This is a genomic window from Mesorhizobium sp. CA10, assembly GCF_020165285.1.
Lineage (GTDB): Bacteria > Pseudomonadota > Alphaproteobacteria > Rhizobiales > Rhizobiaceae > Mesorhizobium.
The window spans coordinates 51272-63946 of record NZ_JAIUHV010000002.1 but is presented as its reverse complement, the minus strand read 5'-3'; the positions used below and the strand labels follow the sequence as shown (position 1 = coordinate 63946).

The following is a 12675-nucleotide window of genomic DNA, read 5'->3' as shown; positions in this document are numbered from 1 at the left end:
TTAGAAACTCATACTGTAACGCCTAAAATTTTCTCGAAGTCGGTTGGAGGGTTCTGTTGGGGCAGGTGGCTCCGGCTTCATATGGGCGGAACAAATAGAAAAAGCCGGAAAAATTCGGCGAGGAAAAAATGACAGAAGAGAACAAGAAGAAGCCGAATCCGATCGACATCCATGTCGGGAGCCGCATCCGGCTGCGTCGCAATATGCTTGGAATGAGCCAGGAAAAGCTGGGTGAAAATCTCGGCATCACCTTTCAGCAGATCCAGAAGTACGAGAAGGGCACAAACAGGGTTGGCGCCAGCCGCCTGCAGGCGATCGCCTCCATCCTGAGCGTTCCTGTCGCCTTCTTCTTCGAGGATGCCCCGGGCGAGGAGCCCGCCGGCGGCACCAGGGGATTTGCCGAGGACTCCTCGATGGCGTTCGCCATCGAATTCTGCGGCAGTCCCGAGGGTCTCCAGCTCAACCGGGCCTTCGTCAAGATCGGCGACGTTAAGGTGCGCCGCAGGATCATCGATCTGGTGAAGGCGCTTTCCGCCGAGGACGCCGATTGATTTGCCTGATGCCGCCGGCGGTTTCATGCCGCCGGTGGCATAGCCGACCTTGCCTACATTCATGCCAGATCCGTCGCGCCGCTTGACGAGCAGCGCCCGGCACCGCTAACACGTGGCGCGCCAAATCGGCGGCTTGCCGATCTTTTCAAGAGGGGACACCCGTGACGCGGCAGAACTATCTCTTCACCTCGGAATCCGTCTCCGAGGGTCATCCCGACAAAGTCTGTGACCGTATCTCCGACGAGATCGTCGATCTGGTCTATCGCGAAGCCAAGAAGACGGGCATGGATCCGTGGAAGGTGCGCGTTGCCTGCGAGACGCTGGCCACCACCAACCGCGTCGTCATCGCCGGCGAGGTCCGCGTCCCGGACACGCTTTTGAAGAAGGACAAGGCGGGCAACGTCCTCAAGGACGCGTCCGGCCACCCTGTGGTCAACCCGGCCAAGTTCAAGTCGGTTGCCCGCAAGGCGATCCGCGAGATCGGCTACGAGCAGTCCGGCTTCCACTGGAAGACCGCCAAGATCGACGTGCTGCTGCATGGCCAGTCGCCCGACATCGGCCAGGGCGTCGACAATGCCGCCGACCGCCAGGGCGAGGAAGGGGCCGGCGACCAGGGCATCATGTTCGGCTACGCCTGCCGCGAGACGCCCGACCTGATGCCGGCACCGATCTATTACAGCCACAAGATTCTCGAACTGCTGGCAGCGGCACGTCATGAAGGCAATGGCGAGGCCGGCAAGCTCGGCCCGGACGCCAAGAGCCAGGTCACCGTGCGCTATGCCGACGGCAAGGCGGCGGAAGTCACGCAGATCGTGCTCTCCACCCAGCATCTCGATGCGAACTGGGACTCCAAGAAGGTCCGCAAGGTGGTCGAGCCCTATATCCGCGAGGCGCTTGGCGACTTGAAGATCGCCGAGGACTGCAACTGGTACATCAACCCGACCGGCAAGTTCGTCATCGGCGGCCCTGACGGCGATGCCGGCCTCACCGGCCGCAAGATCATCGTCGACACCTATGGTGGCGCAGCCCCCCACGGCGGCGGCGCCTTCTCGGGCAAGGACACCACCAAGGTCGACCGTTCGGCCGCCTATGCGGCGCGCTATCTTGCCAAGAACGTGGTGGCGGCCAAGCTTGCCGACCGCTGCACCATCCAGCTCTCCTATGCCATCGGCGTCGCCCAGCCGCTGTCGGTCTATGTCGACCTGCACGGCACCGGCAAGGTGGACGAAGCGAAGCTCGAGGATGCGCTGCGCAAGGTGATGGACCTGTCGCCGTCGGGCATTCGCCGTCATCTCGACCTCAACAAGCCGATCTATGCAAAAACCTCGTCCTACGGCCATTTCGGTCGCAAGGCCGGTCGCGACGGCTCCTTCTCCTGGGAAAAGACCGATCTTGCCAAGGCGCTCAAGGACGCCGTCGCCGCCTGACGCCAGCGGACGCAAAGGATAGGCCGAGCCGGGCGACCGAAGGATTCTTCGGTCGCCGGCACGGCAAGACTATCCGCCCGCAGCAGGCGATCGCCCTCGAAAGCGGCCTGCGCCAATACCGGATCGACCTGACGGCGCAAGCGCCGGCCGATCTCAGGACCTTGTTCAAGGCACCGGTCTCGACGCTCCAGCTGGAAATCGGCTTCGGCGGCGGCGAGCATCTCCTGCATCGCGCGACGGAAGCGCCGGCAGCCGGTTTCATCGGAGTCGAGCCCTTCGTCAACGGCATGGCGAAGATGATGACGGCGCTCGGCAAGGCGCCGCTTGGCAATCTCAGGGTCTATGACGACGACGCCATGCGGCTGCTCGACTGGCTGCCGTCTGGCTCGCTCGACGGCATCGACCTGCTCTATCCCGATCCGTGGCCGAAGAAGAAGCACTGGAAGCGGCGTTTTGTCGGCGCCGCCAATCTCGACCGCTTTGCCCGGGTGATGAGATCCGGCGGCAGGTTCCGCTTCGCTTCCGACATCGACAGCTATGTGAACTGGACGCTGCTTGCCTGCCGGGATCACGGCGCCTTCGCATGGCAGGCCGAGGACGCTGCCGGCTGGCACCAGCCCTATGACGGCTGGCCCGGCACCCGCTACGAGGCCAAGGCCATCCGCGAAGGACGGCGGCCCGCTTACCTGACCTTCATACGGAAATAGGCCGCCCTGCCTTGTATTGCATTTAGCGCTACAAATCGCTACATTGCCGGTAAGGAGACTGTTATGTCCGCCACTGTCGAACGAAAGGAATATCCAATCTCTATGCGCCTGCCGGAAGCGGACGTGGCGATGATCGATCGTGCCGCCACTCTGCGCGGCCGGTCCCGCACGGATTTCGTGCGCGATGCTGCCGTGCGCGCGGCCGAGGATGTGCTGATGGACAACCGTCTTGTCCGCATGAGCCCGGAAGGGTTTGCGGAGTTCATGGAGGTTCTGTCAGCCCCGGCTGCCCCGGTTCTTGATATGGTCGAACTGGCAAAGCGGCCCGCTCCCTGGGAGGCGGGCTACACGATGAAGCGCTGACCGGTGGCGTTATCGGCGCCCGAACCGCTCACCGCAGTCCACGACGTGTCGGAATTTTCCTGCGGGAAGCCTGCGCTTGATCACTGGCTGAAAGCCCGCGCGCTCTCCAATCAGGAGAAGGGTTTTACGGCCGTTCTCGTTGTTCACGAAGCCGGCCGCGTGGTCGGATACTACGGCTTGGCGCCGACGGCCGTCTTGCCGTCGATCCTGCCCCGGTCGATCCGCACGGGGCAACCGCCCGACCCGGTGCCATGCCTGCTCCTTGGCCAGCTTGCGACCGATACCGGATGGGCCGGGCGCGGCATCGGCACGGGCTTGGTGAAACATGCACTTCAGCGGTGTGTTCAAGCGGCGGACCTGATCGGCGGCCGCGCTTTGATGGTCAATGCAGTCGACGCGGAAGCGGCGCAATTCTGGCAACGGCGGGGATTTCTCCCGACGAAGGACGATCCGCTTGTCCTGCTTCGTTCGATCGCGGCGATCGCCGCTTCGCTCGTGGAGGCACAAAGGTAAGGTAGGCACCGCCTGTGCCGGCAGGCTTGAAACGCCGGCGGCAATCGTCTATATCAGCCTCAAATTCTTGGTCGGTATGACGAAGAGTGGGTCCACCCGGTCCCGCTCTTTTTTATTACCCGCCGGCCGGAAGCCAAAAAACGACAGGGATCTGATGACTGCAGCGGCAAGCGAGGCCGACGACCGTATCATCCGCGAAAGCGGTATCGATGCGCGCATTGCGCTGATCGTGCAGCCGGTGCTCAAGGCCATCGGCTTCCGGCTCGTGCGGGTGCAGTTGACCGGCCAGAACGGGCTGACGCTGCAGATCATGGCCGAACGCGAGGACGGCACTATGACCGTCGAGGATTGCGAAGAGGTCAGCCGCGCCGTGTCGCCGGCGCTCGATGTCGATGATCCGATCGAAAAGGCGTATCATTTGGAAGTTTCCTCGCCAGGCATCGACCGGCCGCTGGTGCGCAAGTCGGATTTCACCGCCTGGACCGGCCATCTGGTCAAGCTGGAGACATCGGTTCTTGTCGGCGACCGCAAACGCTTCAAGGGCAAGATCGCCGAGGCGGATGCCGATGGCATCCTGATCGAGCGCGACAAGGCGGCCTATGGCGAAGAGCCGACGGTGCGCGTGCCTTACGACGCGATCGCCGAGGCCCGGCTGGTGCTGACCGACGATCTCATCCGCGATGCCCTGTCGAAGGACAACCGGGCGCGCAAGGAAGCCAGGAAGCGCCGTGGCGAGGCGGAAGACGCCGCCGACGGCGAGGAAAATGAAACCGAACAGGAAAGTTGATTGAGTAGCCGGGCCGTATGCCCGGCGCGAAATCGGGAGAAAGACAATGGTTGTAAGCGCCAACAGGCTTGAACTGCTGCAGATCGCCGACGCGGTCGCGCGTGAAAAGTCGATCGACAAGCAGATCGTCATCGCCGCCATGGCCGATGCGATCCAAAAGGCAGCGCGCTCTCGTTACGGTCAGGAGACCAACATCCGCGCCGACATCAACCCGAACACCGGCGAGATGAAGCTGCAGCGGCTGATGGAAGTGGTCGAGAAGGTCGAGGACTACGCGACGCAGATCGCGCTTTCCACGGCGCGCGAGCGCAACCCCGACGCCCAGATCGGTGACTTCATCGCCGAGCAGCTGCCGCCCATGGATTTCGGCCGCATCGCCGCGCAGTCGGCCAAGCAGGTCATCGTGCAGAAGGTGCGTGAGGCCGAGCGCGATCGCCAGTATGACGAGTACAAGGATCGCATCGGCGAGATCGTCAACGGCACCGTCAAGCGCGTCGAGTACGGCAATGTCATCGTCGATCTCGGCCGAGGCGAGGCGATCATCCGCCGCGACGAGCTGATCCCGCGCGAGAACTATAAATATGGCGACCGCGTGCGGGCCTATGTCTATGACGTGCGCCGCGAGCAGCGCGGCCCGCAGATCTTCCTGTCGCGCACCCATCCGCAGTTCATGGCCAAGCTGTTCACCATGGAAGTGCCGGAAATCTACGACGGCATCATCGAGATCAAGTCGGTCGCCCGCGATCCGGGCTCGCGCGCCAAGATCGCCGTTATCTCGCGCGATTCCTCGATCGATCCGGTCGGCGCCTGCGTCGGCATGCGCGGCAGCCGCGTCCAGGCGGTGGTCGGCGAATTGCAGGGCGAGAAGATCGATATCATTCCGTGGTCGCCATCGGCCGCGTCCTTCATCGTCAACGCGCTGCAGCCGGCCGAGGTCGCCAAGGTGGTGCTCGACGAGGACGCCGAGCGCATCGAGGTGGTGGTACCGGACGACCAGCTGTCGCTGGCGATCGGCCGCCGCGGCCAGAACGTGCGCCTTGCCTCGCAGCTCACCGGCTGGGATATCGACATCCTGACCGAGCAGGAAGAAAGCGAGCGTCGCCAGAAGGAATTCGTCGAGCGTTCGGCGCTCTTCATGGAAGCGCTCGACGTCGACGAGATGGTCGGCCAGGTGCTTGCCTCCGAAGGCTTCACCAGCGTCGAGGAAGTCGCCTATGTCGACTCTGGCGAAATTTCCTCGATCGATGGCTTCGACGAGGACACCGCTTCGGAAATCCAGACCCGCGCCCGCGAATATCTGGAGAAGATCGAGGCCGAGCACGACGAAAAGCGCAAGGCGCTGGGCGTGAAGGACGAACTGCGCGACATTCCCGGCATCACCACCGCCATGATGGTGACGCTCGGCGAGGACGGCGTGAAGACGGTCGAGGACTTCGCCGGCTATGCCGCCGACGATCTGATCGGCTGGAAAGAGCGCAAGGACGGCGAGACCAAGGTCTATCCGGGCGTGCTCGCCAGCCACGGCGTCTCGCGCGCGGAGGCGGAGCAGATGGTGCTCGCCGCCCGCAAGCAGGCCGGCTGGATCACCGAGGAAGAACTCGCTGCCGAAGAGGCAGCGGCCGACGAAACCGTTGGTGCGTGAGGTGACCACCAATCGCAAAGCCCGTGGACGAGATGAACGATCGCACTTGCATCGTTACGCGCAGGCAGGCCGAAGCGGATGAACTGATCCGCTTCGTCGTCGGCCCGGATTCGGCCGTCGTTCCGGACATCAAGAGAAATCTGCCCGGCCGCGGTTGCTGGGTTACTGCCGATCGCCTACATATCGAGAAGGCAGCGGCCAAGAACCTGTTTGCCCGTGCCTTCAAGGCGCAGGTGACCGTTCCGGCCGATCTCGGCGGCATGGTCGACGGGCTGCTCTCCAGATCCGCTCTGGGCATGCTCGGCCTTGCTCGCAAGGCTGGCGCCGTCGTCCTTGGCGCCGCCAAGGTCGAAGGCGCGGTGCGCGACGGGCTGGCGCTTCTGGTGCTGCATGCGACCGAGGCTTCGGACGACGGTGTCCGCAAGATCAGTCAGGCGCGGCGGGCAACCGTCCATCTCGGCGGACCGGCCATCCTTGCCTACAAACTTTTCCCCGAAGCCGAGTTGAGCTTGGCATTGGGGGGTACAAATGTGATACATGCTGCCGTTCTCGCGCAGGACGCGGGACAGGCGGTTGAGAAGCGCGTAGTTGCGCTCGACCGATATCGGGGCGGTACCCCGAACGATCTGGCAATGCTTGCGGCCGTTGCTGACGAAGATGATGCCGCAGAGGATATGGAATGAGCGATACGAAATCGGGCGACGACAAGACGTTGAGCGTGACGCCGAAGAAGACCTTGACGCTGAAGCGCCCCGGCCTCGAGCAGGGCACCGTGCGCCAGAATTTCTCGCATGGCCGCACCAAGTCGGTCGTGGTCGAGACCAAGAAGCGCAAGTTCTCGCTGCCCGGCGACAAGCCGGAACCGGTGGCTGCGTCCGTCTTCACGCCGAAGCCCGCCGTTGCCGCCGCGCCTGTCGTGCAGGAAGCGCCGAAGGCGCCGCCTCCGCCGCCGGAGCGTTCCGGCATGGTCCTGAACGAGCTCTCGCGCGGCGAGATGGAAGCGCGCCGCAAGGCGCTGGAAGGCTCCAAGGCCCGCGAGGCCGAGGATCGCTTGCGCGCTCAGGAAGATGCCAAGCGCCGCGCCGAGGAAGAGGAACGCCGCAAGCGCGAGCGCGACGAATCCGCGCGCCGTCAGGCCGAGGAGGAGGCACGCCTGCAGACTGAGGCCGAGGCCCGCCGGCGCGCCGAGGAAGAGGCTCGCCGCCGCGCGCCGCTGGCTGCGGATGTCGCCACCGCTGACGACGAGGAGGAGGCCAAGCCGAGGCGTACCGGTGCCGGTGCCGCGAGTGCGCCACCGCGCCGTCTTGCGACTCCGGAAGTGGCAAGGCCTGCCAAGCCGACAAAGGGCGAGGAAGATCGCCGCCGCGGCAAGCTGACGCTGAACTCGGCGCTGTCGGATGACGACGCACGCGCCCGTTCGCTATCGTCGATGCGTCGCCGCCAGGAAAAATTCAAACGCGCGCTTCACAATGAGCCGCGCGAGAAAGTCATGCGCGAAGTGATCCTGCCCGAAACCATCACCATCCAGGAACTGGCGCAACGCATGTCCGAGCGCGCCGTGGACGTGGTCAAGTTCTTCATGAAGCAGGGCCAGATCCTGAAGCCGGGCGACGTCATCGACGCCGACACGGCCGAACTGGTCGCCTCCGAATTCGGCCACACGGTCCGCCGCGTCGCCGAATCCGACATCGAGGAAGGCCTGTTCAACATCGCCGACCGCCCGGAAGACCTTGTGTCGCGTCCGCCGGTCGTGACGATCATGGGCCATGTCGACCACGGCAAGACCTCGCTGCTCGACGCGATCCGCAACGCCAATGTCGTCTCCGGCGAGGCCGGCGGCATCACCCAGCATATCGGTGCCTACCAGATCGAGAAGAACGGTCAGAAGATCACCTTCATCGACACGCCCGGCCACGCGGCCTTCACGGCCATGCGCGCCCGTGGCGCCCAGGTTACCGACATCGCGGTGCTGGTGGTGGCGGCCGACGACAGCGTGATGCCGCAGACGATCGAATCGATCAATCACGCCAAGGCGGCCGGCGTGCCGATCATCGTGGCCATCAACAAGATCGACAAGCGAGATGCCGACCCGCAGAAGGTGCGGACCGAACTGCTGCGCCACGAAGTGTTCGTGGAATCGATGGGCGGTGAGGTGTTGGACGTCGAGGTTTCGGCGACCAAGGGCATCAATCTCGACAAGCTCTTGGAAGCGATCCTGCTGCAGTCCGAAGTCCTCGACCTCAAGGCCAATCCGGACCGCACCGCCGAAGGCGCGGTCATCGAGGCGCAGCTGGACAAGGGACGCGGTCCCGTCGCCACGGTGCTGGTGCAGACCGGCACGCTGATGCCGGGCGACATCATCGTCGCCGGCAACGAGTGGGGCCGTGTGCGCGCGCTCGTCAACGATCGCGGCGAGCATGTGCCGGAAGCGCCGCCGGCAATGCCGGTCGAGGTGCTTGGCCTCCAGGGCACGCCGCAGGCGGGCGACCGCTTCGCCGTCGTCAACAACGAGGCGCGCGCCCGTGAGATCACCGAATACCGCCAGCGCCTGGCGCGCGACAAGGCAGTGGCCAAGCATGCCGGCCAGCGCGGCTCGCTCGAGCAGATGATGTCGCAGCTGCAGACGAGCGGATTGAAGGAATTCCCGCTGGTCATCAAGGGCGACGTGCAGGGTTCGATCGAGGCGATCAATGCCGCCCTTGAAAAGCTCGGCAATGACGAGGTGCGCGCGCGCATCGTCCATGCCGGCGCCGGCGGCATCACCGAAAGCGATGTCTCGCTCGCCGAGACGTCCGGAGCGGCGATCATCGGCTTCAACGTCCGCGCCAATGCGCAGGCGCGTGCGGCCGCGGCCGCGGCCGGCATCGAGATCCGCTACTACTCGATCATCTACAACCTCGTCGATGACGTGAAGGCGGCGCTTTCCGGCATGCTTTCGCCGGAGCGGCGCGAGACCTTCATCGGCAATGCCGAGATCCTCGAGATCTTCGACATCTCCAAGGTCGGCAAGATCGCCGGCTGCCGTGTCACCGAAGGCAAGGTCGAGCGTGGCGCGGGTGTTCGCCTGATCCGCGACAACGTCGTGATCCACGAAGGCACGCTGAAGACGCTGAAGCGCTTCAAAGACGAGGTTGCGGAAGTGCCGGGCGGCCAGGAATGCGGCATGGCCTTCCAGAACTACGAGGACATGCGTGTCGGCGACATCATCGAGTGCTTCCGCGTCGAGATGGTAACCAGAACGCTCTAATTCGGGTATACTTGACGAATAATAAAAGGCGGCGGCCGAAAGGCTGCCGCCCAGATCCCTCATGCATGTTGAGACATGTGGCGCGGTCCCATCCCGCGCTTCACGATTTCAGGACCAGAGAAAATGCCCCGTTCGACACCGTCAGGCCCCTCCCAGCGCATGCTGCGCGTCGGCGAGCAGGTGCGCCATGCCCTTTCCGAGACCTTGCAGCGCGGCGAGATTATCGATCCGGTTATCGAGAACAGCGTCGTCTCTGTGTCCGAGGTGCGCATGTCGCCCGACCTCAAGATTGCCACCGCCTTCGTCTCGCCGCTTGGCGCAGGCGACGAGAGCGCCGTGATCGAGGCGCTCAACAGGCACGCGAAATTCATCCGCGGCCGCGTCTCCGGCGCGCTCAGGCAGATGAAGTACATGCCGGAGTTTCGCTTTAGGCTCGACACTTCCTTCGACAATTTCGCGAAGATCAATGAACTGCTGAAATCGCCGGAAGTCGCACGCGATCTCGGTGACGGCAAGAACAACGACAAGGACGAGGAATAGGTGGTGGCGCGTCGCGGTAAGAAGAAGGGGCGGCCGGTCTCCGGTTGGGTGGTGCTGGACAAGCCGGTCGGCATGGGCTCGACCGAGGCGGTTTCCAAGGTCAAATGGCTGTTTCAAGCTGAGAAGGCCGGCCATGCCGGCACGCTCGATCCGCTGGCTTCCGGCATGTTGCCGATCGCGCTCGGCGAGGCGACCAAGACTGTTCCCTATGTGCAGGACGGCGCCAAGGTCTACCGCTTCACCGTCGCGTGGGGCGAAGAGCGCTCTACCGACGACCTCGAAGGCCCGGTGACTAACAATTCCGACCGTCGGCCGGACGAGGCGGAGGTGAGGGCGCTGCTGCCGAAATACACCGGCGTCATCATGCAGACGCCGCCGCAATTCTCGGCCATCAAGATCGCCGGCGAACGCGCCTATGACCTTGCCCGTGAAGGCGAGACGGTCGAGATACCCGCGCGGGAAATTGAAATCGGCCGTTTGGATATTGTCGAACATGGTGCCGACAAGACTGTCTTCGAGGTCGAATGCGGCAAGGGCACCTATGTGCGCTCGCTGGCCCGCGACCTGGGCCGCGATCTCGGCTGCTTCGGCCACATCGCCGAATTGCGCCGCGTCGAGGTCGAGCCGTTCACGCCGGAGGATTTCGTCACTGTCGCCGAACTGGAAGCGGCTCGCTTTGGCGAAAAGGATGACGACAAATCCGATAAAATAGACGCCCCGGTCGACTTCAGCGCCATCGATGCCCTGCTTGTCGAAACGGCGGCGGCGCTCGACTGCCTGCCGCAGGTCGCGGTCAGCGACGACGCGGCGACGAAGATCCGCCTCGGCAATCCCGTCATCATTCGCGGTCGCGACGCGCCGGTCGAGGCCGAAGAGGCCTGCGCCACCTCGCGCGGCAAGCTCGTCGCTATCGGCGCCATCGAGCAGGGCATGTTCAAGCCCAAGCGGGTCTTTGTCGGGTGAATCCGGCCTAACTGTTTGTTATTACGCAATTCCGGACGGGAAACCGCTGCGCACTTTTGCTGGAATTGCTCTAATCTAGGCCGAATGCTGAGTCCCGAGGATATCTCATGGCCAAGGCTGATGCAGGCAAGAAGCGGGAACCGCTGAAAACCCGCCGGCCGCCGGTTGGGGCGTCGCCAGGCACGCTTATCGCCGATCCGGCGGCGCGCCGCAGCGAGCTGCGGCTGACGCTGATCTCGCCCGAGAAATACAAAACAATCGACAATGCCTCGATCGACGATCTCAACGCGCATTGCGAGAAATGGCCTGTCGTCTGGCTGGATTGCACCGGACTTGCCAATATCCCGCTGATCGAGGAGATCGGCCGCATCTTCAGCCTGCATCCGCTGGCGCTGGAGGACGTCGTCAACACTGGACAGCGGCCCAAGGTGGATTTCTTCGAGGATCATGCCTTCGTCGTCATGCGCATGATCGACGATGTCACCTCGCATCGCTACGAGCAGATCGCGTTGTTCTTCGGCGGCAATTTCGTCGTCACGTTCCAGGAGCGCGAAGGCGATCCGTTCGATCCGGTGCGCAAGCGCATTGCGGCCGCGATGCCCAACCGCCTGCGCTCGCGCGGGGCCGACTATCTTGCCTATGCGCTGATCGATGCCATCGTCGACAGCTATTTCCCACCGATCGAGGCGGCGAGCGAATTGGTCGACGGCATCGAGGACGAGATGCTGAATAAGCCGCACAAGCACCAGATGCGGCAACTGCATGAATTGCGGCGTGACGCCAACGTGCTCAAAGGCGTGCTGTGGCCGATGCGCGACACGCTGGCGACGCTGATCCGCAACGACGTGGCCTTCGTGAAGGCGGAGACCAAGATCTTCTTCAATGACACGCTCGACCATTCGCTGCGTCTGATCGAGCTGGTCGAGAACCAGCGCGACATGCTCACCGGCCTGATCGAGATGCATGTCTCGCTGACCCAGGCCCGCACCAATGACGTCATTTCCTATTTGACGATCGTCTCGGTGATCTTCATGCCGCTGACCTTCCTGGTCGGCGTCTGGGGGATGAATTTCGATCCGCAAAGCTCGCCCTGGAACATGCCGGAGCTGAAAGCCTATTACGGTTATCCGGTGGCAATTGTGTTCATGGCGCTTGTCGCCGCCGGACTGATCTTCTTCTTCAAATGGAAGAAGTGGCTATAGCCGCTGAACCCTTTGTTTTCGCGGCAAGACCTGCGACAAGCCGGCTTGACATTTGGGCTGGTGTTTATTCCGGAATTGGACTATATGCGCCGCAGCTTCGCGCCCTGACGCGTCGCTTGCACTGGCCCCTGCTGGACGACATCCCGGCTGTGGGCGTCCCGTTTCCTCCAACAGATAAGGAAAAGCACGATGTCGATTACTGCCGACCGCAAGAAGGAATTGATGACCGAATTCGCAACCGCCAAGGGCGACACCGGATCTCCGGAAGTCCAGGTTGCCATTCTTTCCGAGCGCATCAAGAACCTGACCGAGCACTTCAAGGACCACAAGAAGGATAACCATTCCCGCCGTGGCCTGCTTGCTCTGGTCTCCCAGCGCCGCAGCCTGCTTGACTACCTCAAGCGCAAGGATGACGGGCGCTATCAGACGCTGATCGACAAGCTCGGTCTGCGTCGCTGACGAATTGACCGGCGGGTCTTCCTCGGAGGGCCCGCCGGTCGCGCATTGGCGCATCGGTCGATCCGGTGCGATAATGCCGGAGCGCGGCGCGCTCCAGAAATTCGCATTCGCGCAGGGCGCGTTCCGGAAACAGCGGTTTCCGGCGTCATGCGCAAAAGCCGGCCGATCGGTCGGCCAAACACGGTTCCGGACGCGCAGAGGGCCATTCGGAACCGCCCCATGGACGGTCATGGGGCAGGATTGCAGGATGCTCGCTCGGCTTATGAGCCGGACC

At 63.5% G+C, this 12675-nt stretch carries 13 protein-coding genes; all 13 read left to right on the top strand.

Annotation, left to right across the window (positions count from 1 at the left end):
- The first annotated feature begins 128 nt into the window (after positions 1–128).
- The 13 genes from LB535_RS03795 (at position 129) to rpsO (ending at position 12401) form a co-directional block, all read left to right on the top strand.
- Positions 129–551, top strand: a complete 423-nt coding sequence (locus LB535_RS03795; RefSeq protein ID WP_140545192.1) for a helix-turn-helix domain-containing protein — start codon at positions 129–131, stop codon at positions 549–551.
- A gap of 161 nt (positions 552–712) precedes the next feature.
- A complete protein-coding gene (gene metK / locus LB535_RS03790; protein ID WP_095765968.1) occupies positions 713–1978 on the top strand; it encodes a methionine adenosyltransferase in 1266 nt (421 codons plus the stop codon).
- Entirely contained in the window at positions 1975–2685 is a 711-nt protein-coding gene (gene trmB / locus LB535_RS03785) for a tRNA (guanine(46)-N(7))-methyltransferase TrmB (RefSeq protein ID WP_224631656.1), read from the top strand. The genes metK and trmB overlap by 4 nt, the downstream gene beginning before the upstream one ends.
- A 63-nt stretch (positions 2686–2748) precedes the next feature.
- The gene (locus tag LB535_RS03780; RefSeq protein ID WP_224631230.1) at positions 2749–3048 is read left to right on the top strand and encodes a DUF1778 domain-containing protein; all 300 of its coding nucleotides are present in this window, start codon (positions 2749–2751) and stop codon (positions 3046–3048) included.
- A 3-nt stretch (positions 3049–3051) separates the two neighbouring features.
- Positions 3052–3561, top strand: coding sequence for a GNAT family N-acetyltransferase (locus tag LB535_RS03775; RefSeq protein WP_224631229.1), 510 nt, complete (start codon positions 3052–3054; stop codon positions 3559–3561).
- Between the two features lie 154 nt (positions 3562–3715).
- Entirely contained in the window at positions 3716–4348 is a 633-nt protein-coding gene (gene rimP, locus LB535_RS03770) for a ribosome maturation factor RimP (protein ID WP_140629422.1), read from the top strand.
- A 46-nt stretch (positions 4349–4394) separates the two neighbouring features.
- Entirely contained in the window at positions 4395–5990 is a 1596-nt protein-coding gene (gene nusA / locus LB535_RS03765; protein WP_095765964.1) for a transcription termination factor NusA, read from the top strand.
- A 32-nt stretch (positions 5991–6022) separates the two neighbouring features.
- Positions 6023–6673, top strand: a complete 651-nt coding sequence (locus tag LB535_RS03760) for an RNA-binding protein (protein ID WP_224631655.1) — start codon at positions 6023–6025, stop codon at positions 6671–6673.
- Positions 6670–9237 (top strand): translation initiation factor IF-2, encoded by a 2568-nt coding sequence (gene infB, locus LB535_RS03755; protein WP_095765962.1) that lies wholly within the window; start codon positions 6670–6672, stop codon positions 9235–9237. Before LB535_RS03760 ends, infB begins: the two co-directional genes overlap by 4 nt.
- A gap of 123 nt (positions 9238–9360) precedes the next feature.
- Entirely contained in the window at positions 9361–9777 is a 417-nt protein-coding gene (gene rbfA, locus LB535_RS03750) for a 30S ribosome-binding factor RbfA (protein ID WP_224631228.1), read from the top strand.
- Between the two features lie 3 nt (positions 9778–9780).
- The gene (gene truB, locus LB535_RS03745; protein ID WP_224631227.1) at positions 9781–10740 is read left to right on the top strand and encodes a tRNA pseudouridine(55) synthase TruB; all 960 of its coding nucleotides are present in this window, start codon (positions 9781–9783) and stop codon (positions 10738–10740) included.
- Between the two features lie 107 nt (positions 10741–10847).
- Positions 10848–11942: a magnesium/cobalt transporter CorA gene (gene corA, locus LB535_RS03740; protein ID WP_224631226.1), complete on the top strand. Its 1095-nt coding sequence runs from the start codon at positions 10848–10850 to the stop codon at positions 11940–11942.
- 189 nt (positions 11943–12131) lie between these two features.
- Positions 12132–12401, top strand: a complete 270-nt coding sequence (rpsO, locus tag LB535_RS03735; protein ID WP_095765958.1) for a 30S ribosomal protein S15 — start codon at positions 12132–12134, stop codon at positions 12399–12401.
- Positions 12402–12675: the final 274 nt, after the last annotated feature.